The organism is Brevundimonas sp. GW456-12-10-14-LB3 (assembly GCF_059424365.1).
Map to the genome: position 1 here is coordinate 117,075 of NZ_JBWKZJ010000001.1, position 23,076 is coordinate 140,150.

At 66.8% G+C, this 23,076-nt stretch carries 22 protein-coding genes; 10 read left to right on the forward strand and 12 right to left on the reverse strand.

The window, feature by feature from the left end:
* Positions 1–34: 34 nt before the first annotated feature.
* From argC to rplM, 3 genes are all read right to left on the reverse strand, one after another.
* Positions 35–970 carry an N-acetyl-gamma-glutamyl-phosphate reductase gene (gene argC, locus AC07XS_RS00585; protein WP_182713128.1) on the reverse strand — a complete coding sequence of 312 codons (936 nt, stop codon included), beginning with the start codon at positions 968–970 and terminating at the stop codon, positions 35–37.
* 101 nt (positions 971–1,071) lie between these two features.
* Positions 1,072–1,563 carry a 30S ribosomal protein S9 gene (gene rpsI, locus AC07XS_RS00590; protein ID WP_182713129.1) on the reverse strand — a complete coding sequence of 164 codons (492 nt, stop codon included), beginning with the start codon at positions 1,561–1,563 and terminating at the stop codon, positions 1,072–1,074.
* Positions 1,564–1,565: 2 nt separating this feature from the next.
* Positions 1,566–2,042 carry a 50S ribosomal protein L13 gene (gene rplM, locus AC07XS_RS00595; protein ID WP_054765955.1) on the reverse strand — a complete coding sequence of 159 codons (477 nt, stop codon included), beginning with the start codon at positions 2,040–2,042 and terminating at the stop codon, positions 1,566–1,568.
* 257 nt (positions 2,043–2,299) lie between these two features.
* On the opposite strand from rplM, the gene AC07XS_RS00600 reads away from it, so the two are divergent.
* A complete protein-coding gene (locus tag AC07XS_RS00600; protein ID WP_182713130.1) occupies positions 2,300–3,700 on the forward strand; it encodes an alkaline phosphatase PhoX in 1,401 nt (466 codons plus the stop codon).
* Here the strand turns inward: AC07XS_RS00600 and AC07XS_RS00605 are convergent.
* Positions 3,669–4,769, reverse strand: a complete 1,101-nt coding sequence (locus AC07XS_RS00605) for a COX15/CtaA family protein (RefSeq protein WP_182713131.1) — start codon at positions 4,767–4,769, stop codon at positions 3,669–3,671. The two genes, AC07XS_RS00600 and AC07XS_RS00605, sit on opposite strands and share 32 nt — an antisense overlap.
* A 146-nt stretch (positions 4,770–4,915) precedes the next feature.
* Here AC07XS_RS00605 and AC07XS_RS00610 point away from each other — a divergent pair, with 146 nt between their 5' ends.
* A complete protein-coding gene (locus AC07XS_RS00610; RefSeq protein ID WP_224760946.1) occupies positions 4,916–5,170 on the forward strand; it encodes a transglycosylase in 255 nt (84 codons plus the stop codon).
* Entirely contained in the window at positions 5,170–5,364 is a 195-nt protein-coding gene (locus AC07XS_RS00615) for a DUF2842 domain-containing protein (RefSeq protein WP_182713132.1), read from the forward strand. The genes AC07XS_RS00610 and AC07XS_RS00615 overlap by 1 nt, the downstream gene beginning before the upstream one ends.
* 35 nt (positions 5,365–5,399) lie before the next feature.
* Here the strand turns inward: AC07XS_RS00615 and nhaA are convergent, their stop codons facing one another.
* Complete coding sequence (nhaA, locus tag AC07XS_RS00620; RefSeq protein ID WP_054765960.1) at positions 5,400–6,632, reverse strand: Na+/H+ antiporter NhaA; 1,233 nt, start codon at positions 6,630–6,632, stop codon at positions 5,400–5,402.
* A gap of 446 nt (positions 6,633–7,078) precedes the next feature.
* On the opposite strand from nhaA, the gene AC07XS_RS00625 reads away from it, so the two are divergent.
* From AC07XS_RS00625 to AC07XS_RS00655, 7 genes are all read left to right on the forward strand, one after another.
* Positions 7,079–8,482: a site-specific integrase gene (locus AC07XS_RS00625; protein ID WP_182713133.1), complete on the forward strand. Its 1,404-nt coding sequence runs from the start codon at positions 7,079–7,081 to the stop codon at positions 8,480–8,482.
* Between the two features lie 279 nt (positions 8,483–8,761).
* Positions 8,762–10,129, forward strand: a complete 1,368-nt coding sequence (locus AC07XS_RS00630; RefSeq protein WP_182713134.1) for a hypothetical protein — start codon at positions 8,762–8,764, stop codon at positions 10,127–10,129.
* A 21-nt stretch (positions 10,130–10,150) separates the two neighbouring features.
* Positions 10,151–10,651, forward strand: coding sequence for a GIY-YIG nuclease family protein (locus AC07XS_RS00635; RefSeq protein WP_182713135.1), 501 nt, complete (start codon positions 10,151–10,153; stop codon positions 10,649–10,651).
* 851 nt (positions 10,652–11,502) lie between these two features.
* Positions 11,503–12,273, forward strand: coding sequence for an AAA family ATPase (locus tag AC07XS_RS00640; RefSeq protein ID WP_321207903.1), 771 nt, complete (start codon positions 11,503–11,505; stop codon positions 12,271–12,273).
* Positions 12,260–12,727: a CBASS system Cap8 protein gene (locus AC07XS_RS00645; protein WP_182713137.1), complete on the forward strand. Its 468-nt coding sequence runs from the start codon at positions 12,260–12,262 to the stop codon at positions 12,725–12,727. Before AC07XS_RS00640 ends, AC07XS_RS00645 begins: the two co-directional genes overlap by 14 nt.
* Positions 12,727–13,230: an HORMA domain containing protein gene (locus tag AC07XS_RS00650; protein WP_182713138.1), complete on the forward strand. Its 504-nt coding sequence runs from the start codon at positions 12,727–12,729 to the stop codon at positions 13,228–13,230. The genes AC07XS_RS00645 and AC07XS_RS00650 overlap by 1 nt, the downstream gene beginning before the upstream one ends.
* Positions 13,227–14,111 (forward strand): CBASS oligonucleotide cyclase, encoded by an 885-nt coding sequence (locus tag AC07XS_RS00655; RefSeq protein ID WP_182713139.1) that lies wholly within the window; start codon positions 13,227–13,229, stop codon positions 14,109–14,111. The genes AC07XS_RS00650 and AC07XS_RS00655 overlap by 4 nt, the downstream gene beginning before the upstream one ends.
* 4 nt (positions 14,112–14,115) lie before the next feature.
* Here AC07XS_RS00655 and AC07XS_RS00660 read toward each other — a convergent pair whose 3' ends face one another.
* The 7 genes from AC07XS_RS00660 to AC07XS_RS00690 all read right to left on the reverse strand — a co-directional run bounded on the left by AC07XS_RS00660 (position 14,116) and on the right by AC07XS_RS00690 (position 23,021).
* Positions 14,116–15,015, reverse strand: a complete 900-nt coding sequence (locus AC07XS_RS00660; RefSeq protein ID WP_182713140.1) for an S-4TM family putative pore-forming effector — start codon at positions 15,013–15,015, stop codon at positions 14,116–14,118.
* A 471-nt stretch (positions 15,016–15,486) separates the two neighbouring features.
* Positions 15,487–15,708 carry a hypothetical protein gene (locus AC07XS_RS00665; RefSeq protein WP_182713141.1) on the reverse strand — a complete coding sequence of 74 codons (222 nt, stop codon included), beginning with the start codon at positions 15,706–15,708 and terminating at the stop codon, positions 15,487–15,489.
* A gap of 144 nt (positions 15,709–15,852) precedes the next feature.
* Positions 15,853–16,761: a cation diffusion facilitator family transporter gene (locus AC07XS_RS00670; protein WP_182713142.1), complete on the reverse strand. Its 909-nt coding sequence runs from the start codon at positions 16,759–16,761 to the stop codon at positions 15,853–15,855.
* Entirely contained in the window at positions 16,758–17,360 is a 603-nt protein-coding gene (locus AC07XS_RS00675; RefSeq protein WP_321207904.1) for a cation efflux transmembrane domain-containing protein, read from the reverse strand. Before AC07XS_RS00675 ends, AC07XS_RS00670 begins: the two co-directional genes overlap by 4 nt.
* Positions 17,357–20,578 carry a CusA/CzcA family heavy metal efflux RND transporter gene (locus tag AC07XS_RS00680; protein WP_182713143.1) on the reverse strand — a complete coding sequence of 1,074 codons (3,222 nt, stop codon included), beginning with the start codon at positions 20,576–20,578 and terminating at the stop codon, positions 17,357–17,359. The genes AC07XS_RS00675 and AC07XS_RS00680 overlap by 4 nt, the downstream gene beginning before the upstream one ends.
* An 11-nt stretch (positions 20,579–20,589) precedes the next feature.
* A complete protein-coding gene (locus AC07XS_RS00685) occupies positions 20,590–21,777 on the reverse strand; it encodes an efflux RND transporter periplasmic adaptor subunit (protein ID WP_182713144.1) in 1,188 nt (395 codons plus the stop codon).
* Positions 21,774–23,021 (reverse strand): TolC family protein, encoded by a 1,248-nt coding sequence (locus AC07XS_RS00690; RefSeq protein ID WP_182713145.1) that lies wholly within the window; start codon positions 23,019–23,021, stop codon positions 21,774–21,776. Before AC07XS_RS00690 ends, AC07XS_RS00685 begins: the two co-directional genes overlap by 4 nt.
* Positions 23,022–23,076 lie beyond the last annotated feature (55 nt).

Here is a 23,076-nt window from a genome sequence, read left to right on the forward strand (position 1 = left end):
CGGGCCGAAAAGGTTTCTCACCCTGCCTCGAGCCTCAGCTCAGCCCGGTCGCCTCATCCAGTCCCAGCATGATGTTCAGATTCTGCACCGCCGCTCCGGACGCGCCCTTGCCCAGATTGTCCAGGAGGGCGACCAGCCGGACCTGTTCGCCGGAGCGGTGTCCGAAGACATGCAGGCGCAGGCGGTTGGTTCCGTTCAGGCCCTCGGGCTCCAGCCCGGCCATGGCCTCCGTCTCATCCAGATCGACGACCTCGACGAACCTCTGGCCGTCATAGGCCTCCAGAAGGGCCCCGTGAATTCGCTCGACCGACGGCGTTTCCGGCAGGCCGGACAGATGCAGCGGAACCTCGACCAGCATGCCCTGACGATAGGCGCCGACGGCGGGGGTGAAGAGGACGTCGCGCGACAGGCCCGCGTGTTTCGTCATCTCCGGCACATGTTTGTGCTTCAACGACAGACCATAGGCGCGATAGGCGGTCGCCGCGCCCTGGGCTTCAAACTCGGCGATCATGGCCTTGCCGCCGCCGGAATAGCCCGAGACCGCATTGACCGTGACCGGATGGCCGGACGGGACCAGGCCCGCCTTCACCAGCGGCCGCATCAGGCCGATGAAGCCGGTCGGATAGCAGCCGGGGTTGGACACGAATTGGGACCGGGCGATCAGATCACGCTGGCCCGCATCCATCTCGGGGAAGCCATAGGCCCAGCCCGGCGCGACCCGATAGGCGGTCGAGGCGTCGATCACTTTGACCGTCGGGTTCTCCACCATGGCCACGGCCTCGCGCGCCGCATCGTCCGGCAGGCACAGGATCACGGCGTCGGCGCTGTTCAGCGCCTCGCGCCGCGCCTCGACGTCGCGCCGACGGTCGCCCAGCAGGATGAGTTCCAGATCGGTGCGGGCTTCCAGCCGCTCACGGATCTCCAGGCCCGTGGTGCCGGCTTCGCCGTCGATGAAGACAGTGTGGGTCATAGGCTACTCCTGACCCTTCCCCCATGCGGGAGAAGAGAGACAAGAAAAAGGGCGCTCCGGGTCTCCCCGAAGCGCCCCAAATCCAAACCGCATGAATGCGATCAGCGCTTCGAGAACTGGAAGCTGCGGCGAGCCTTGGCGCGGCCGTACTTCTTGCGTTCGACGACGCGGCTGTCGCGGGTCAGGAAGCCGTGCGGCTTCAGAACCTTGCGCAGTTCCGGTTCGAAATGCGTCAGGGCGTGCGACAGGCCGTGGCGGATGGCGCCGGCCTGGCCGGACAGGCCCGAACCTTCGACGGTGCAGATCACGTCATACTGGGTGGCGCGGTCCGACACGGTCAGCGGCTGGGCGATCATCATGCGCAGCACGGGACGGGCGAAATACTGCTCCTGGTCCTTGCCGTTGATGGTGATCTTGCCGGTGCCGGGCTTCACCCAGACGCGGGCGATGGCGTTCTTGCGCTTGCCGGTCGAATAGGCGCGGCCCTGGGCGTCCAGCTTCTGGACATAGACGGGGGCGTCGTTCTCGGCCGAGACGGTCAGGCCCTTCAGGGCGTCGAAGCCGGTCGCGGTTTCGTTGGTCACGTCGGTCATGCTCAGACGCTCCGGGTGTTCTTGGGCGACGCCGACTTGAAGTCGATCGTTTCCGGTTGCTGGGCTTCGTGGTCATGCTGGCTGCCGGCGAACAGACGCAGGTGCGTCATCTGCTTGCGGGCCAGGGGGCTTTCCTTGGGCAGCATCCGCTCGACGGCCTTCTCCAGGACGCGCTCGGGGAAGCGGCCGCCCAGCACCTTCTCAGGCGTGGTCGACTTGACGCCGCCGGGGTGGCCGGTGTGGCGGTAGTAGATCTTGTCGGTGTTCTTCTTGCCCGTGAACACGACCTTGTCCACGTTGGTGACGACGACATAGTCGCCGCAATCGACGTGGGGGGTGTAGTCGCCGCGGTGCTTGCCGCGCAGACGGTTGGCGATGAAGGTCGCGAGGCGGCCCACCACGACGCCTTCGGCGTCGATGTGGATCCACTTCTTCTCGACCTCGGCCGGCTTCAACGAAGCCGTGGTGCTCTTCAGCATTGAGAGGATTCCTGGAGACGAAAATCGGGTTCGGCCCCGAGGGAACCGAATGAAGGCGCGCTGATACAGGAGGGCGGCGACGGCGTCAATCCAAACGAGGACATCCAGATTGCGTCATCCTTATGTAAACAAACGTCTTTTTAGTACGGTATTAAAATACCCGGACCAACTGCGTTCTTTTGTTATGAAATAACAGTCGTCGTCATCAAACCATGATCATTCGGAGTCATCGGAGGCCGTCCCTCGGAGCCCTCCCCATGATCCTTCATCGTCGCAGTCTGATCGCCTCCAGCGCCGCTCTGGCCTTTTCCGGCCTGGCCCGCAATGTCCACGCCGCCGAAGAGGAAACCTATCTCAACGAGGTCGTCGGCTATGGCCCGCTCAAGCGCGACCCCAACGGGGTGCTGGACCTGCCCGAAGGCTTTTCCTACCGCATCGTCTCCCAGGGCGGAGAGACCATGGCCGACGGCCTGCTGGTTCCTGGACAGTTCGACGGCATGGGGTGTTTCGCCCTGGACGACAGCCGCGTCGCCCTGGTCCGCAATCACGAACTGAAGGGCTCTTCGGCCAGCCACCGCAACTGGGGCCCAGGCGGCTATAATCAGGAACGGATCGGTCGGCTGGACGCGAACAGCGCCTATGACACCTATAAGGACGGCCGTCCCCTGCCCGGCGGCACGACCACCGTCATTTACGACCTGGCGACCGGCCGCACCGAGCGCCAGCACCTCAGCCTGGCCGGCACCAGCACCAACTGCTGCGGCGGCCAGACGCCCTGGGGCTCATGGCTCAGCTGCGAGGAGACCAGCGAACTGCCGGCCGACTCGGACGTAACCAAGGACCACGGCTATGTCTTTGAGGTACCCGCGCGCGCCGAAGGCCTGGTCGATCCGATTCCGTTGAAGGCCATGGGGCGCTTCGAACATGAAGCCGTCTGCGTGGATCCCCGCACCGGCATCCTCTATCTCACCGAGGATCAGGGAGACGGCCTCTTCTATCGCTTCCTCCCCGATGCCCCGGGCGAACTGGCCAAGGGCGGTCGGCTGCAGGCCATGGTCCTGCGCGGGCACAACGGGGCCGACACCTCGAACCACAAGGACCGGATCTGGTCCGTCGGCGACTGGCGCGAGGTGGAGTGGATCGACATGCACGAGGTCGAGAGCCCCAAGGGCGATCTGCGGCTGCGCGGCCATGCCGAAGGCGCCGCCCTGGTGGCCCGCGCCGAAGGCATCTGGTGGGGCGACAATGAACTGTATCTGACCGCCACCTCGGGCGGGCCGATCCAACGGGGCCAGATTCTGCGCTATGTCCCCTCGCCGGAGGAAGGGCGGCCCGGCGAAAGCCGGCGGCCCGGGCGCGTGCAGTTGTTCGTCGAGAGCACGGACCTGAAAACGCTGAACATGGGCGACAACATCACCATCGCGCCCTGGGGCCATCTGATCGTCTGCGAAGACAACTATTCGACAGAGGTCAAAAACCACCTGAAGGGGGTCACGCCCGAGGGCAAGCTCTACACCCTGGGGCGCAACGTGTTTCAGGGGAACTCTGAGTTCGCCGGGGCGGTCTTCGCCCCCGACGGCCGGACCCTGTTCGTCAATATTCAGTATCCCGGCCTGACCGTGGCGATCACCGGACCATGGTCCTCGGTCCGGACATGAAGATCCGGGGCTGAGCCCGCAACACCAGCCAGAGGTTCATCGTCGCCGCCGCCAAGACGACGGCGGCCCCGGCCTGGTGCAGGACGCCGAGCCACAGAGGAACCGCGTGGATCAGGGTGGCGATCCCCAGGACCGCCTGGCCCCAGACCACCCCGGCCAAAACGAAGGCCGCCAGCCCCATGCCCTCGGCCACCCGCCAGCGCCAGGCCTGAAAGGCGTAGATGCTGACGGCGATCAGCAGACCATAGGCGACCAGACGGTGGTTGAACTGGGTCAGGGCCTGATCGTGCAAGAAGGCGACGGCGCCCAGGCTCCAGTCCGCAGGCGGCAGGACGGAACCGTTCATCAGGGGCCAGTCGGTATAGACGAGCCCGGCGTGCCCGCCCGCCACCAGGGCGCCCAGCAGGCATTGCAGGAACACCAGACCCAGCAGGAAACCCGCGCCGCGCGCCCAGCCGGCCGGAGGGCGTCCGTGGTCCTGACCGTTCCAGGCCTCCAATCCGGTCCAGATCAGGGCGGCGAACAGGATCAAGGCCAGACCCAGATGGGTCGCCAGACGTTCGGGCGCGACACTGACCCGCTCGGACAGACCGCTTGAGACCATCCACCAGCCGATCAGCCCTTGCAGACCGCCAAGACCCAGCAGCAGGACGCAGCGCCAGATCAGTCGATCCGGCACGGCCCACTGACGAAAAATCGAGCGGGCGGGCGCGATGCGGCACAGCAGAAACACCACAAGCGGAAGAGCGAACACCAGTCCGATCACCCGCCCCAGCAGCCGATGCACCCATTCCCACCAGAAGATGCCCTGAAACTCGGCCAGGCTCATGCCGGCGTTGACCTGGGCATACTGGGGAATCTGCTTGTACTTCTCGAACGCCTCGGCCCACTGGGCGTCGTTCAACGGGGGGATGGCCCCCATGATCGGCTTCCACTCCGTGATCGACAGACCCGAGCCGGTCAGGCGCGTGACCCCGCCCACCACCACCATCAGAAAGACCAAAGCCGCCGTGGCGAACAGCCACACGGCCACGGCGCGGTTACGATCTGGATTTCCGAAACGGTTCATTCGACGCCCGACACTGACCCGGATATGGTGTCGCCTTCGACCGTGACCAAATCGCGACCGAGGCGGTATGCCCCGCCAAGGCCGCAAGATCGAGTCGGATTGAGATCATGACGTCCTCCCCGATGGGGCTGACAGGGAGAAGATGCGTGTTGCAATACGCCGACATCGGCGCCGCCCTTCTGGGCGGCCTGCTTCTGGCCTGGATCGCCGACCTGCTGACCGGACGGCGGGGCTTCGGCGGCGCCAGCCTGGTCTCGGGCGTCGGCCTGGCCTGCGGCTGGTTCCTCGCCGTGCGGGTGTTTGCGGTCAGCACCCTGGACAGCTGGGTCTGGGTCCCTTGGGCCCTGACAGGGTCGGTCGTCTGTCTGGCGACCTTCTTCCTGTTCAGGAACAAGCGCTGATGCCGCCGCGGGCGCGTCGGTTCATCGCCGCCGTCGGCGTCCTGGCCTTTCTGGTCTTCTGGGTGTGGGGCCTCATCGCCCTGCGCGGCCCTTTACCGCCCTCGCCTTGGATCGACTTCCTGTTTTTCGGGATCGGAGGCACGGCTTGGGGACTGCCGATCATCCCCCTGCTCAGATGGGCGGAGCGCGGCTGAGCCTGCTCAGCCGCGCCCTGCTGTTCGCGTTCTCTTCAGGTCGAGGAACCTGCGAGCGGCTTCACCTGCGGCTTTGCGGCCGCCGGATCGCGGCGAGGCCGGCGCCCAGCCAGAGCCAAGACCACGGCCGCGCCGATCGCCGAAATGATCGACCCCCCGATCACGCCCAGCTTGACCTCGATCTGCTCAGGGGAGTCCACCGCGCCCGGAAAGGCCAGGACGCCGATGAACAGGCTCATGGTGAAGCCGACCCCGCACAGCAGAGAGACCCCATAGACCTGAAGCCAGCTGGCGTCGGTCGGACGCGCGCCGATCCGCAGGGCCGAGGCCAGCCAGGCGGCGCCGAAGACGCCGATCTGCTTGCCGAAAAACAGACCCAGGGCGATCGCCACGACCAGGGGGGCGAAGGCCTGTTCCAGCGACAGGCCGGCGAAAGAGACGCCGGCCTTGGCGAAGGCGAACAGCGGCAGGACCAGGAAGGCGTTCCAGGGATGGAGGTCGTGCATCGCCTCCTTCAGCGGGCTTTGGCGGTCTTCCTTGCGCGCCTGGATCGGAACGATCATCGCAAAGGCCACAGCCGTGAGCGAGGTCGAAAGACCGGACAGAACCGTCAGATACCAGACCGCCGAAAAGCCAAGCACCCAGAAGGGGGTCGGCACGCGGATCCTGTGGGCGATCAGGCCGAAGGCCGCCAGCAGACCCAAGGCCCAGAACAGCGGCGTCCAGTTGGCGCCCTCGCTGAACAGCAGGGCGATCAGGGCGATCGCGCCCAGATCATCGACTATCGCAAGGGTCAAAAGGAAGACGCGGAGCGACGAGGGCAGCCCCTTGCCGACGAAGCCGAAGATCGCCAGGGCGAAGGCGATGTCCGTCGCCAGGGGGATCGGCCAGCCCGCGTGCGGCGCCCCCATCGTCATGGACAGGAACAGATAGACCGCCGCAGGCCCGGCCATCCCGCCCAAGGCCGCCAAGACCGGCGTCGCCAGCTTCCTGGGGTCGCTCAATTCGCCGCGAACGATCTCATATTTGATCTCCAACCCCACGACGAGGAAGAAGATCGCCATCAAGCCTTCCTTGATCCAGTCGGAGATCGTTTCCTCCAGACGGATCGGCCCGATCTGGAGCACGTGATAGCTCTTCAGCCAGGCGAAATAGTCGGCGCTCCAGGGCGAGTTCGCCACCAGCAGGGCGGCGACCGCCGCGAGGGCCAGGGCCGAGCCGGACGCGGCCTCGGTCTTCAAGAAATCTAGGGTAGGTTTACGCGCCACGGCGGCCTCCGATCATCGAATGAAGCTGTCGTGACGCCAGGTTATCGACGGGCGTCGGACCGGATTCACCCGAACATCACAGGCGCCGGCCTGGTCGCGGGGAGGCGACCTGATCTCTGCCGTTCATCATAATGAGCCGAGAACCGGGTTCAAGCCGAAGGCGGCCGAAAAAGACCCGCGTGGGCGCAAAAGGAAAAGGGGCCGCCCGAAGGCGGCCCCTAAACCCGTCATCGACCTGTGTCGATGGTCGGAGCGACAGGATTCGAACCTGCGACCCCTTGACCCCCAGCGGCCTCCAATGCCTTTTCAGGACTGTTCAGGACTGTGCTAATCCACTGTTTCTAGAAAGTTTTTGAATTCACCCTTCGTCATCGCTATGCTTCGAGTTGCTGCAATTTGCTCCCCATTTGCTCCCCAAAATCGGGGCGCTTCAAACGAGGATTCAGATGGGCGCGACACGACTGACAGACCGGAGCGTCGCCGCGCTCAAGCCGACGGACGAGCATCGTCTCGAGCTCTGGGACGCGGACTTGAAGGGTCTTTATTTGCGCGTATCGGGACACTCGAAAGTCTGGGGGTTTCGATATCGGCGCCTGGATGGAACTCAGCCGAGAGTTCGGCTTGGTCGCTACGTTCCGCCGGACCATGCGCTGGGCGATCCCGCCGCGCTCACGGTCGCGGGGGCCCGCGCGAAGGCGAGGAAACTTCAGACTGAAATCGACGCCGGCCGCGATCCAGCGACCGAAATGCAGGTCGTCAAGGCCGAAGCCAAGGCTCAACCGCTGAGGACGTTCGACGACATGGCCGAGGGCTACTTCAAGGCCACCGAGAGCGGAGAGTACCGCCCCAGTAAAAAGCGCAAGCGCGCGCCCACCATTCTGTCCGAACGAAACCTCTACCGGAAACACCTGCGTCCGATCGCGACCCTGCGCATCGAAGCGGTGACCAAGGACGTCGTCCGCAAACGTCTTCGGGAGATCCTACAGGAAGGCAAGGGTGTCACATCCAACCGCGCCCGAAGCCTGATCAGCCAGATCTTCGCCTGGGGGATCTACGAAGACCGCGTGCTCAAGAACCCCGCACAGCAGCTCGACGATCTCGCCGAGGAGACTCCCCGCACGCGCGTTCTCAATGACGTCGAGCTACGTGCGCTCTGGCGGGCGCTCGAAGACACGACCGGGTACCGGCGCCCGTTGCCGAAAGGCAAGGACGAGGCGCTGATGGTGGGGCGTCCGATCCGAATTGCGATCCAGTTAGCCGCGCTCCTGCTCCAGCGGCGCGCGGAGATCGCTGAGATGCGCGTCGCCGAACTCGATTTCGCCGAACGCACATGGACGATCCCGGCCGCCCGCACCAAGGCCGGGCGCACCACCGTCGTTCCTTTGGGCGAGTTCGCGATCGTCCTGATCAAGGAAGCCCTGGTTCTCCGGCCGAAGCCAGCGGACGGCGAGGAGCCGTCGCCGTTTGTCTTCGTGGGTCGCGGCGAAGTTCCAGGCGCAATTCACCCCTCGGCGATCAGCCACGCCATGCGCGACATCAGGGCCGCGATCGATATTCCAGACATCACGGTCCACGACCTGCGCCGAAGCGGAGCGACCCGGCTCGCACGGGCCAGGGTCAGCCCTTTCATTCTGTCCAAGCTGCTCAACCACGCGAACGAGCTGGGCGGGGGATCGTCCTTAACCATGTCGGTCTATGTCCAGCACGACTATCTCGAGGAGAAGCGGGAGGCGATCGAATGCCTGGAGCGCCTTGTCCTCGCGGCGGTGCGTCCCGGGACTGAACTCCAGGCGCCCCCTCCCCCGGCCTTGCCCGCTCCAGCCAGATTGCTTTTCCACGAGCCTGCTTGACGCTCGGGGCGGCAGCGGGCGTGAGGCGCTGCTTCGCCGACGCGGCCTGGGGCGGCGACCAAGGGCGCCGCAGGCGACCGCCGAAGCCAGACGCGAAGCGATCCTGTTCGTTTTCTTATCGCGCCATCGGCTCGGCCCCTAGCCTGGCGCCCCTTCCGCATGACGACCTCCGAGAAGCGAGCGCGTTCGCTCTCCTACAGGTCATCGAGCGGACCGGCTTACGTGCCGCGAGGCGCATGGGCTAGGATCGGCCTTCCATCTCCAATCCGGTGCAACCCCGTGGATTCCAGCTTCGTAGACCTCGACATCCTGCTGACCAAGGTCCGCAACCCGCAGTCCCGCACCTACTTCCTGGACGCGGTGCGAGCCTACAAAGCCGGAGCCCTGCGCGCCGCGCTCACGGCGGCATGGGTGGCCATCGCCTACGACCTCATCGCCAAGTATCGCGAGCTCAGCGCCATGGGCGACGCTGCAGCGACGGCCTTTTTGCAGTCGTGGGACAATGCGACCGCCATCAACGATATCCGGCAGCTCCTCCAACTCGAGGGACGGATTCTCGAGGACGCCGCGGACAATACCCAGGCGATCAGCCAGATCGCGGGCCGGCAACTCGAACGCCTTCGCGAGGATCGTCATCTCTGCGCCCATCCGGCCTTCTCGGCCGAAGCCCTGCTCTTCGAGCCGACGCCCGAACTGGTGCGGATGCACCTCGTCAACGCCGTCGATCTGGTCCTCGGCCAGGAAGCCCTCCAGGGCCGCGCCATCTTTGAGGTCTTCGACGGCGATGTTCAATCGTCCGGCTTCCCGGCCGACCACACCCGGATCCTCGACTACGTCGAGCAGCGCTACCTCGCCCGGGTCCGGCCTCAGAACATCCGCAATTTCGGAACCGTGCTGGCCAAGTCCCTGCTGAAGGGCGTCCCGGCCCATCTCGACGTCGTCCGCTCGAAGGTCGAATCCGCGCTGGTTGCGGTGCGAGACCGGGCGCCCGGAGCCTGGCCCGACGTCGTGCCTGCCATCGTGCGCCTGCTGGACACCCTCGACCCCGCAGACCGACCTCGCGCCATCGCCTTCATCGCCGCATTCCCCGCCTTCTGGCCCCTCATGCAGGAGCCGACCCGCACCTCCCTGCAGGAGACGGTCAACAACGCCAACGCCGCCAATCTGACAGACTATCTGGTTCTGAGGGGCGTCGCCTTCGCCCCGTTCCGGGCGCCCATCCTCGCCCTGATCGCCGGGCTCGACCGGGAGTCCTTGGCTCGGGCGATCGCCGCGGCGCCCCTCCCGGAGCTCTGGCCTCAGGCGGTGGAGCTCTACGCCCAGTCCGGAAGCTTCCGTGGCTCTGAAGCGAACTTTGACGCGTACATCACACCCTACACAGGCAGTCTCGACGCGGCGGCTCTCGACCAGGTGCTCGATGCTGTCGCCGCCAACGGCCAGAACTACGCGGCGGGCGGCACCAGCACCCTGCTTCTGAGCCAGGTCAGAAACGCGGGGAACGGACGGCTCCCATCGGCGGACGCGCGCAACCGCTTCTATCAGATGCTGCTGAGAACCCGCCGGCGGGAGGCTTTTGGCGAGGTCACCGCGCTGTTCGAGGCGGACGGCTGGGTGCCGCCGCCGCGCGAAGCTGATGAGGACGATTGACGCGGCGCGGGAGGATACGCGATGCCCGTCTATTTCCTGTATCAGGAGGGGCATGGCCCCGACCGCATCAAGATCGGACGCGCTCGCCGGGTCGAGGAACGCCGTCGCCAACTGCAGACCGGCAATCCTGACCGGCTGAAACTCGTCGGCTTCATCAATGCGGATGACGACGCACGCCTGGAGCGCGACCTTCATCGCCATTTCGCGGAGGTGCGTGGCGAGTTCGGCGAATGGTTCAACCTTCAGCCGGCCGACGTGCTGCCCGTGCTCCAGCGCTTCCATGGTGACGCCTTCGTGGGCAAGACCGCCGACGCCTTCGAGATCGTCGGCTACGACCGGGATGGCATTCCGGAGCATGTCGGGGTCTGGGAATGGGGCGACCTGTCCCTCGAAGAGTGCTGCCCCTTTTGTGGATGCCTGGGCGGTCTGCATTTTCAGGAGGCGTCGTGGATGTACCACTGCCTGGCCTGCGACACGCTCACCAATTTCGAGGATGACACGCGCACGGCGCCCGAACCGTAGGATTGAATGCAGCAGCCTTTGCCACCGTGCCCCCCAGTACGCCGACGCACCGCGCCACCTGAGCCTTGGAATTACGAGGTGGGCCCGAGCTCGACCGCCAGTGTGACTCCGATCATCAAAGGCGAGTCGGCGTGCGGCCGGGACGTGTCTGCGCTCGCGCGGCGAGACCCGTCGAGCGGCGACTTGCTCAGTCTTCTTGAGCGTTTCTTGACCCTGCGATCACGCTACGCGCTAGCGGCGGCGTCGCACGGGCTCTGGGGACAATGTCGCCGACGAGCTAATAGCCTCCACAGCTCTCCACCCCCTCAGTCTTGCGCCCGGTACGCGCCTCACCACAATATCTTGACGCGCCCTTGAACCCGTGACACGAATCGGCTCAAGAATGAGGTTGGGTTAACAGCCCCTTTCCTTGCCCCGCGACTCGGCACATAAGCTGTCGATATGGGTTGGGCTACGGCTGTTCCGATTCCATCCAATTCGATCGACCGCCCGCGCTGAGTAGGGGCGCGGCCTGCGTACCAGATGATGGAGCGTGGCTACTGAGTTGAGCGTGAACATGGTGGGGAGAGGACGACCGTTCCCGACTGGCAGGTCTTAAGAAGAAGGCCGCCCTCTCTCCGATACCGACTCATTCCGGGTCGGCGGCGCGATCTTATGCATCGCGATCGCGTGCGCACAACCGTCGCCGCGATGAAGCGCCTTCCCGGATCATTCCCCTGAACCGAAAAGGCCCTCTCTCCATGAGCTCCGGCGTTGCCTACCGCTGCACCCTTCCCGACCCCGCGTTCGAGTCCGCCTGGGACTCGATCAAGATGGACCAGGCCGTCAAGGACCGCCTGATCGCCCAGGCGATGCTCGCCCTGACCGTGCGACGTTCAGTCTCCTTCGACGTCGCGCCCTTGCACGGCCTGATGGTGCTCGCCGGTCCTCCAGGGACCGGCAAGACCACCCTCGCGCGCGGCCTGGCGACCAAGGTCGCGGCCATGTTGCGGCCGTCCAAGGTCAACTTCCTGCAGATCGATCCCCACGGCCTCGCCAGCGCCTCGCTGGGCAAGAGCCAGCAGCAGGTGGGGACCCTCTTCAACCAGACCATTCCCGAAGCCGGAATGGGCGGCTTCGCCGTCATTCTTCTGGACGAGGTTGAAACCCTTGCGGCCGATCGCAAGAAGATGAGCCTGGAAGCCAATCCCGTCGATGTCCACCGGGCCACCGATGCGGTGCTGGCGAGCCTCGACCTGCTCACCCAGCAGCACAGGAACATCCTGCTGATCGCGACCACCAACTATCCTCAGGCGGTCGACGACGCCTTTCTCTCGCGAGCGGACCTGATCGAATACATCCCGCCGCCCAACGCTGAGGCGCGGGCCGAAATCATCCGCGACACCCTTGAAGGCCTTGGTCGTCAATGGCCGGCGATTGCTGGCCTGGCGCGCGACATGGGGCTTTTCGTCAGCGCCTCCAATGGCATGGACGGCCGCCGCCTCCGCAAGGCCGTCGTGAGCGCTCTCGCCGGCTCCCTCGCGACGGCGCGAGACCCCAGTCTTCTTTCAAGCCAGCAAATCTTGTCGGCGCTCAAGGCGGCGGCTCACGCCGGGAAGGAGGTGGGCCGTGAAGCTGCGTAGGGACATCGCCGCCGTGCCGCTTCGAACCGGGGCGGAAACCTGGGCTGAAATCGTGAATCTGATTACGCGTCCGGACTCGGTGGACGCCGGGCAGTTGACGGCGGCCGCCAGCGTCATGGCGAGCCTGCTGTCGGAGGAGCACTATGCGGATCACCCGCTGACGCTCAAGGGCGACGGCCACCGCCTGGTCGTCTACTGCGCCTACGGCGCCGACGCGCTCAGCCTCGGCGGCGAGGTGGCGCCGCTGGACTGGAACCCGACCGGCAAGCCGTGGACCCTCTATGTCCCGTGCGATCCGACCGATCTGGACTGGGTCGCCGAGACGCTGAAGAGCCGGGCGCCGCGTCTGGTCATCCACGCCCTGGACGAGACCCCGGCGGACGCCGAGGGCGCGTCCGCAACCCAGGCCGGCGCCCAGCCGGCCCTGACCATTGATTGGGGAGCCGCGCGCTGATGGCCGTCTCCACCTTCACATACACCCGCACCCACACCGCCGCCTTCGTGGCCGACCATATCCGCAACCAGCTGAATCGGATCATCCAGGCCGCCGGACTCTCCCCCGCCCAGCTCGTCGACGACTGGACGGTGGTGGGGCCGGCTGTTCGCGCCTGGCTGCAGAGCGGCCACCTCAAGGTGGTGACTATCGAGTTCTACAAGCCGGGCTCCAGCACTCTTCAGCTGCGCTGGGACTTCCCCGTCACCTATGACGGAAGCGGCGTCGATGACGACATGTGGGTCGACCGAGACCACGTCCAACGCACGATCGAGAAAGTCGGCCGACCGCCGGCGGGATGCGTCTACCGCATCATCCTGACCAGCCAACGCGGCCGGCCGGACGTCGCCGGCATGTCCAGCACCTCACACCTCGCGACCACGGGACTCATCAGTCGTTCGACCGGGACGGCGATCGCCACCCGCGACATCACCGCGGGTCTCAACTACTGGAGGCCCGCATGAGCCGGGTGAAGGATGCTTTCGCGACGTTCAAGAGCCGTCTGGAGCTGACCCAGACCGAAAAGGACGACGCGAGCCGCCGCCAGAAGGATGTCCGCGCCAAGGTGCAGGCGGCCTTCGACGTCGACCACGACTTCCTGACCGGATCGTACGGCCGGCACACCAAGACCAAGCCGCTCAAGGACATCGACATCTTCGTTTGTCTCGGCGCCAAGGAAGCGCACCGGCGCAACGCCCATCCGAAAGGCGTGCTCGACGATCTGGAGGCCTGCCTGGTCGACGCCTATGGGCGGGATCAGGTCGAGCGGGACCGGCGTTGCATCACCGTGTGGTTCGAAAAACGTCACCAGACCCAGCACGAGGAAGGCAAGGTCGTCAGCCTTGACGTCGTGCCCGCCTTTGTGTCCGGCTCGGACTACGAGATTCCCGACGAACAGCTCGGCAAGTGGATCAAGACCAATCCCGCCACTCACAACGACCTGACAACCGCCAAGAACAAGGCGTTGGGAGGCAACTGGGTGCCCCTGGTGAAAATGCTGAAGAGCTGGAACCGGGCCAACGGCAAGCCGATCGAGCCCGGGTTCCTCATCGAGGTGATGGCGCTCGATCTCGTCGATGGACCGTTCAACACCTTTCCCGACGAAGCCCGGCGGTTCTTCGCTGCCGCGCAGGCCAGCGTCGGCGATATCTGGCCGGACCCGGCGGGCCTCGGCCCGCCCGTGTCGGATGAGATGACGTCCGCCAAATGCGCCGCCGCCCGACAGACCCTTCGGGACGCCGAAATGGCGGCGACCCGGGCCTATCGCGCCGAAGCCCAGGGCAGCGAGGGGGAGGCCGTCCGGATCTGGAAGTCGATCTTCGGCGACTTCTTCCCGGCGTCCTGACGCGTCAGGCCGATGAACCGGCGTCGCGTACCCGCGCCGCGACGCCGGCCTTCATTGTCCGTTCTAGATAGGCCCGGCGCAGTTCATACAGGCCCGGCATGACGAGCGGACTGGACACCCGCCGCGCGTAGAGGGCGTTCTGAACGCTTCGGGCGGCCTCTTCGGCCTCATCGAGCGACATGGCTCCGGCCTCGACCCGCGACAGGAACCCCTCCAGCTCAGCCTTGGTCTGATCCTGGCTCTCGGCGGTGTCCTTCTGGCGAAAATGCTCGCGCACCGACCAGACCAGCACCGGCGCGACCGGCATGCAGGTCACCGCGAATTCGCTCAAGGGCAGCCGGGTCCACCAGCAGGCCGTCAGGAAGGCGGAGGGGATGAGCCATGACAGTCCAAGGGCGATCGAGCCGTTGAAGCGACGGAGGGTGGCGTCGTACCAGAGGCTGCTGCGCTGACACAAAAGTCGTCCCGCCTCCAGGCTCGTCTCCCCCGCTTCGGTCGGATACCAGTCGATGATGCCCTTATCCTCGTGCCGTCGGCTCCAGGCCTCAGCGACGGAATCGATCATCTCCGGATCAGGGCGCTTGCCGGCGCTCAGGGTGTTCCAGGGCAGGCGCAGCACCGCGCAGTCGAAGCATTCGGCGATCTTGGCGCCATTGCGCACGAAGCGGCGCTGGGCGCGATCCAGGACCGTGATGTCCAGGATCGTCACCAGCAGGCTAAAAAAGGCGACCGTCGAGCGGAGCTGCTCCATGAACAGGCCAGCGACCGCGCCGATGACCGGCAGCAGGACGGTCAGCACCAGTTGCGCGATGAACACCAGTTTCGCCCGATGGAACATCTCCTGACGCGCACGCATCAGCTTGAGGCTGTCAGGCAAATTCTGGCGGACCGGAATATCGTTCATGGCAAGGCGGATGCTTGAAATGCGGTCAGACTACACGGTTGCGAGGGCGCCAGCACCCTGCGCCTGAGGGGCAACCGGAACGCGGGGGACCGGACCGCTTCCTTGCTGAATGTCCGGCCCCGCATCTTCTGAACGCTTCACCGCACCCCTCGAAGGACAGCTTAGCCGAGGTCACCGCTCGTTTGAGTCGGACACCTGGCACCTTGGATTGAAAATCCTCGGGCTTTTCCGACGTGGTATGACATCACGGCTCACCTTGTCGCGCTCAAGGCGGTCATCGCCGGCCTTGAGTGGGCGGATTGGAAAAGCCGGAGCGAGCCGATCAAAGGCAGCCAAACCGCCGACGATGAAGCGGAGTGCATCGACCAACGGGCCCGCGCGATGCGAGGCCGGACACTGACCGGGTCCAAGAGAGAGCGTCAGCCATCTCCGCACGCCAACGGCGCGACGCGAAGGAAAGGTTAGCAGTGCTCAGCGCAGCCAGGCTGCCCCGAGCCCGAAGGCGATCGCGAGGCAGGCGGCAAGGGTGATCCGACTCCACGTCCGGCGGACGGAGAACATCGCTGCTCCGCCCAGCAGCGCCATCCCCGTCGCATATCCGATCGCGGACGGCACGCTCAGCGGAACCAGACGCGCGGCGACGAACAGGCTACCGAGAACGGCCAGAATGAGACTGACCCCGATCACGATCACCTCGCCCAGAGCTCCGAGCGGACGCGGCGGCTGCGCGGGACGCCGTCGGCGCTTGGCGGTCGTGCGGACCTTGTAGGCCGGCGCCGTGCTCCGGACCGTTCGCCTAGGCCCGCCCATGCGGCCCCGTTCCCGACCGATGGCTTCTCATCGGTGGCTTCCCGGTTCGTTCGTCGCCGCGCTCTCGACCTGCACCGTCGTGTGGCGCACGCCGAAGTCAGCGGCGAGGCGATCGCGCACCGCCGCGCTGACGGCGTCGGCGTCCACGGTTCCAGACAGCACGATGTGCGCGGTCGCGCTTGGCTCGTCGGCTCCCGACACCCAGAGATGAAGGTCGTGAACATCAGCCACGCCTTCGACTTCTCCAAGGGTCTGGCGAACGCGTGTCATGTCGACGCCGCGCGGCGCGCCTTCCAGCAGGATGTGGGTAGTCTCCTTGAGGAGGATCCAGGTCCGCGGCAGGACCCAAAGACCGATGCCGATGGCGACGACCGGATCGACCCAGCGCCAACCCGTCGCCATGATGATCAGGGCCGCCGCCAGGACACCGACCGAGCCCAGCATGTCCGCCCAGACTTCGAGATAGGCGCCCTTGACGTTCAGACTCTTGTCCTTGCCGCCCGCCAGAATGCGCATCGACACGATGTTGACGGCCAGGCCCGCCGCCGCGACCAGCAGCATGCCGACCGAACCAACCGGCTCGGGATCCCTCAGCCGCTGCACGCCTTCCCAGAACACATAGCCTGCGACCGCGAACAGCAGGACCGCGTTGAAGGCGGCGGCGAGGATCTCGAACCTCCGGTAACCGAAGGTGCGACGGTCGTCGGCCGGCTTCTGGCCGATCTTGATCGCCGCGAGCGCGATGCCGAGCGCCACCACGTCGGTGAACATGTGGGCGGCGTCCGAGAGCAAGGCCAGACTATTGAAAACCAGCCCGCCCACGACCTCCGCGATCAGAAACGTCGAAGTCAGCGCCAGCGCGATCGTCAGTCGCCTTGCGCTGGCGCCGGCGGTGTGATCGTGGCCGTGGCCGGTTTCTTCATGCGCGACGCTCATGCCCTGCCCTTCTCTTCGTCGGAATCGGCCTTCGCGCTCCGCAGGATCTCAAGGCCGCCCTTGACCGCGATGCCCGCAACGATCGCGCCGACGATCAGATCCGGCCAAGCCTGACCCAGCGCCATTACCAACCCGCCCGCGACCAGGATGCCGCCGTTCGAGGCGAAGTCATTGAGGCTGAAGGTCTCGGCCGCTTCGATGTTGACGTCCTCGCTGGAGATGCGGCGAAGCAGGACGAGGCAGATCAGATTGACGACCGCCGCGACCAGCGCCAGGGCCATCATCGTCCAGCCTAGGGGTTCGGCGCCGAGCCACCAGCGCCGCGCCACGTCGAGCAAGACCCCCGCGGCGAAGATCAGCAGGATGACGCCGGACGTCCGCGCGGCGCCCCGCTTCCAGCGACCGGGCTTTCCGACAGCGAGAAAGCTGATCAGATAGACGACGGAGTCCGACGCGTTGTCGAGCGCATTGGCGAGCAGGGCGCTGGAGTCGGCGAGCCAGCCGCCGATCCCCAACCCGATGAAGAGCAAGGCGTTGAGTATCAGGACCGCGAGCAGAATACGCTTCTGCTCGCGGTCTCTCTGGTCGAGGCCGCTCAATCCTCGATCCCTTCCGCCTTGCGATGCTTCACGGCCTTGGCCGCGAAGGTCGGCAGGACCAGCAGGGTCAGGGCGGTGGCGGTCAGAAGCCCGCCGATCACCACCGTGGCCAACGGCTTCTGCACCTCCGCTCCCGCCCCGTGGGCGATGGCCATGGGGATGAAGCCGACGATGGCGACCAGCGCCGTGGTCAGCACAGCACGAAGACGGCTGGACGCCCCTTCGATCGCCGCGTCACGGGGGACGGCGCCGCCATCGAGCCGTTCGCGGATCGCCTGCATCAGCACCAGGCCGTTCAGCGTGGCCACGCCCGACACCGCGATGAAGCCGACGGCCGCCGACACCGAGAACGGCATACCGCGCAACAGCAGCGCCAGCGCGCCGCCGACCAGGGCCAAAGGCACGCAGGCGAAGACCAGCCCCGCCTCCGCGAACGAGCCCAAGGCCATGAACAGCAAGACCCCGATCAGGACGAAGACGATCGGAATGACCAGCCCCAGCCGCTGCTCTGCGCGCTTTAGGTTTTCGAACTGGCCGCCCCAATCAAGCGAATAGCCGGCGGGAAGCGCGATCTCGCCGACCTTAGCCTGGGCGTCGGCGACAAAGCCGCCCAAGTCCCGCCCGCGCACATTGGCCTGAACCACCATGCGGCGGCTGCCGTCGTTGCGGCTGATCTGGTTCTGCCCCTCCGCCACTTCGATGCGGGCGACGCTGGACAGCGGTACGGTCGCCCCGCTCGGCGCCGTGACCGGCAGGGCCGCCAGGGCGGCGGGATCGTTGCGGACCTCGTCAGGCAGGCGAATCACCACGTCGAAGCGGCGGTCGCCCTCGAAGATTTGCCCCGCCGCCTGGCCGCCCACCGCCGCCGAGACGGCTTCGGAGACATCGGCCGCCGACAGACCGTAGTTGGCGGCGGCGAAGCGATCGACGCTGACGGTCAAGGTCGGGAGTCCCGACGCCTGCTCCACCCGAACGTCGGCTGATCCCGGGGTGTCGCGCAAGGCCGAGGCCACCTGGTCGGCGACCGCCTGCAGTTGCTCGAAATCGTCGCCATAGACCATCACCGCGAGGTCTGTGCGTACGCCCGAGATCAGCTCGTTGAACCGCAGTTCGATCGGCTGGCTGAACTCGAAATTATTGCCGATCTGCTGGGACGCCACCTCGGAGATGCGTTCGATCAGCGCCTCCTTCTCCAGCCCGGGATCTGGCCAGGCCTTTCGGTCCTTCAGCACGATGACGGAGTCGGAAATGTTGGGCGGCATGGGGTCCACCGCCGCCTCTGCCGTGCCTGTGCGCGAGAAGATCGTCTCGACCTCCGGCTGGGCCTTGATCGCCCGCTCGAGCGCCATCTGCATGGCGACCGACTGTTCCAGCGACGCCGACGGCACGCGGAGCGCCTGCATGGCGATGTCGCCCTCGTCCAGGGTCGGTATGAACTCCCGCCCGAGGCTCATGAACGAGATCACGCCGAGCACGAGCGCGCCGACGGCGGCGATCATCACCAGCTTGGGTCGATCCACAGCGGAGCGGATCGCCGGCTCGATCCGCTTGCGGGCGAAGCGCAGGATACGCGTCTCATGCTCCTCGGCTCGACCGTCTGCGTTCAGATGCACGGTCTTGGGATCGCGCACGAGCAGCGCCGTCATGGCCGGCACGAAGGTGAAGGAGAAGATGAAGGCGCCGACCAGGGCGAGCATCACCGTCGCCCCCATGGGGATGAAGGTCTTGCCCTCGACGCCTTCGAGCAGCAGCAACGGCGTGAACACCAGAAGGATGATGAGCTGGCCGAAGGCGGCCGGCTTGACCATCTGGCGCGCCGCCGCGCCGGCGACCTCAAGCCGCTCGTGGCGGGTCAGGGTCCGGCCGAGTTCGCCGCGCCTCTGGCTGAGCATCAGCAGGGTGTTCTCGACCACCACTACGGCGCCGTCGACCAGGAGGCCGAAGTCGAGAGCGCCGAGGCTCATCAGGTTTCCGCTGATGCCGAAGCGGTTCATGCCGATGACGGCGAAGAGGAAGCTGATCGGGATCATCAGCGCCGTGATGCTGGCCGCCCGGATGTTTCCAAGCAGCAGGAACAGCACCACGATGACCAGGAGCGCGCCCTCGGTCAGATTACGGGCCACCGTCTGGATGGTCGAGTTCACCAACTCGCTGCGGTTCAGCACCGGCTCTGCGACGATGCCTGGCGGCAGGCTCGCGCCGACCTCCTCAAGCCGTTCAGCGGCGGCCTGGGCCACGGTCCGGCTGTTCTCGCCGGCCAGCATCAGGGCGGTGCCGAGGACGGCCTCGTGGCCGTCGCGGCTGGCGGCGCCGAGACGCGGCGCCTGACCGATCTCGACGCTTGCGACGTCAGCGACGCGCACCACCAGCCCGTTCCGGTTGGAGACCGGAGCCTGTGCGAGGTCCTCGACCGTCGTGGCCAAGGCGTCGGTTCGCACCGTCAGGGCCTCGCCCGATCGCTGGATGAAACCCGCGCCGGCCTGGGTGTTGGCGCGATCCACAGCCTGGATCAAGTCATCCAGGCTCAGGCCGTAACCCGCCAGCCGGGCGGCGTCGGGCCGGATGGCGTACTCCTTCACATAGCCGCCGTTGACATCGACCCCGGCCAGGCCAGGCGCCGTGCGCATGCGCGGGGCGATGATCCAATCCTGGACCGTGCGCAGATAGGTCGCACGGGCCTGGGGCGTGGTCAGCAGTTGACCTTCGGGCGTCAGATAGGTGCCGCCGGCCTGCCAACCCGGCTGGCCGGGCTTCGACAGGTTCTGGCTGTTGAACGGCACAAAATCGACCGTCCACATCAGCACTTCGCCCAGCCCTGTGGTGATGGGCGAGAGCATCGGCTCGACGCCTTCCGGCAGATCCTCGGCGGCCTGCGCCATCCGTTCGGACACCTGCTGCCGCGCGAAATAGATGTCGGTCTGGTCGGTGAAGATGACGGTGATCTGAGAGAAGCCGTTGCGGCTGAGCGACCGAGTGCTCTGCAGTCCCGGTATCCCCGCCATGGCGGTCTCGAGCGGATAGGTGACTTGTCGCTCCATCTGTTCCGGCGCCAAGGCCGGGGCGACAGTGTTGATCTGCACCTGCCGGTTGGTGATGTCGGGGACGGCGTCGATCGGCAGCTTGGTCAGTTCGAACAGGCCGATCATGGCCACGACGGCGGTGATCAGGACGACGAACCAGCGGAAGCGGACAGACGTTTCGATTAGGGCTTTGAACATGGGCTGTCTCCTCAGTGCCCGTGCTCGGCTTCGCCCTTGGCCAGTTCGGCCTTGAGCAAGAAGGCGTTGGCGCCGGCGACCCGTTCGGAGCCGCTGAGGCCGTTGAGGATCTCGCTGCGGCCATTGGCTTGGCGTCCGACCAGAACGGGGACGGCGCGGAAGCCGTCCTCCACCTGGACGAAGACGACGCTTCGGTTCTCGACGGTCTGCACCGCCTCCGACGGGACCGTCAGAGCCGATGAGGCTTCGCCGACCACGACGGCCCCCGTCACCGGCGAACCGGCCGGCGGCAGGGTGGCTCCTTGAGTACGGGCGCGGATCACGGCCGCGCCGGTCTCGCCCATCCCGGCGTCAGCGGCCACGCCCGTGACGATCGCCTGGAATTCTCCGTTGGGGCTGGAGACCCGCAAGGTAGAGCCGGCGCGCACGCTGGCGGCCAGCTGCGGAGGGGCATTGAACACCATTTCGACGCGCGCCGGATTGGTGACCTCGGCGACGACGCCTCCCGCCGCGACGAAGCCGCCGGGCCCGACCTGGACGTTGGTGACGACGCCCGAGATCGGGCTGGTCACGCTCAATCGGCCGGCCGCGTTCGGCGAGCCCGCCGCCGCCGCGCGGGCGCGGGCCGCACGGGCCTGGGCCTCGGCGCTCAGGGCTTGGGCGCGGGACGCCTCGACGTCCTGTCGGGCCACGACGCCGGCCTCGAACAGGTTCTGGTCGCGCTGATGGGCCCGGCGGGCCGCATCGGCGGTCGCAGCCGCGGCGTCGATCTCGGCGCGGTAACTCGCCGCCTCGCCACTGACGAGGCTGACCAGCGGTTGCCCGACCCGGACGGATTGGCCGGGCGCGACCAGGACCCGCTCGACCCGCCCGCCGACACTAGCCGCCACGGCGGCCCGGGCGTCCACCATCGGCTCCACCCGCCCGGACAGACGGACCTCGCCTCCGCCACCGGGCGAGACCTGGGCGATGACGATTCCGGCCGCCTGGATTTGAGCGGCGCTCAGCTGGACGACGCCCTCGGGCGCTTCGCCCTCGCCTTCCGAATGACCTTCCTCACCTTCCGCATGGGCGTCGGCCGCGGGCGGCGCTTCGGCGGGGCCGCGGGTCGCCAGCCAGATCCCTCCTCCTCCCAGCAGCAGGATGGCGGCGGCTCCGCCGATCAGCAGCGTCTTGTTGGATGTGTTCAGGCGCTTCATCGGGCGTCTCCGAAGGGGGCGCGGCCTTCGAGGCGCGCGAGGTCGATTTCGGCCCGGACGCGCGCAAGGCGGGCGTCCAAGGCGGCGTTGCGGGCGGAGATCAGTGCCGCGCGCGTGGCGCGCAGCTCCAGTTGGGAGATGCGGCCGGCTTCGAAGCCGATCCGCGACAGGCGATAGGCTTCCTCCGCCGCCGTCACGCCGGCGTCGGCTGCCGACACCCGGCTGGCGGAGGCGTCGAGACGGGCCACCGCCGCCAGGCGATCCGCCCGGGCGTCCTGCCGGGCCGATGCCACACGCGCGTCGGCGGCGCGAAAATCGGCCTGCGCGGCGTCGATGTTCCCCCGGTTCCGATCGAACAGCGGCAGAGGCAGGCTGAGGCCGAACGTCAGGGCCGTGGCGTCCTCGGCTTCGTACCGACGCACGCCGACGCTGGCGGTCACGTCAGGCCGCGCGCGTATGCGCTCGACGCCGATGCGACGCTCGGCCGCCTCGCGTTCCGCCTCGGCCACCTGGACGGTCAGCGGATCAGTCGCGCTCGGGGCGCGCGCGGGAGCCTCATCGAGCAGGGTCGCCGGGACGGACGTCACCGGCGTCGGCAGCTGGGCCAGAACCGTCAGCCGCGCGAAGGCGGCGTCCCGCTCGGCGCTGGCCTCATCGAAGGCGGCCCGCGCGGCGGCGCTTTCGGCCTCGCCCTGGATGCCCCGGAGCAGCGGCTCTCGCCCCTCCTCCACCAGCTTCAGCGCGGCGCGCGCGTCGGCTAGGTTCAGGTCCAGCGCCTCCTGCGCCAGGTCCGCCCGCCGCTCCGCGGTTTCGGCTTCGGCGTAGGAAAGCGCCAGCCGTCCGGCCAGATCGATCAGCGCGAGCCGGCTGCGCAAGCCCACCGTCGCGGCCTCGGCCTCCGCCACGCTGACGCGCGCGCCTCGACGGCCCCAAAGTTCGAGGTTCTGAGACAGGGACAGGGTCGTCTCGGCGTTGTCGATGCCGGAGAAAGGCCCCGAACCGAAGGCGTTCTCGAGTTCAAGACCCGCAGTCGGATTGGGCCTGACGCGGGATTGGCGAACCCGCGCCTCGGCGGCGTCGATCAGAGCGGCGGCCTCGGCCGCGGAGGGGGTCTGGCCCAGGCGGGACAGAAGGTCGGCGTAGGCCGGAGCCGGATCGGCCCAAGCGGGCGCGCTCAGCGCCGCCGCGAGAGCGGTCGCCGTAAGCCCGACCGCGAGACGCGGTCGGCGTGATTTGGCAGGCATGGTTTCATGGTTCCCAGAGTTTTCGACGTGACGAGCGCGGTTGATCGCGCGGAGG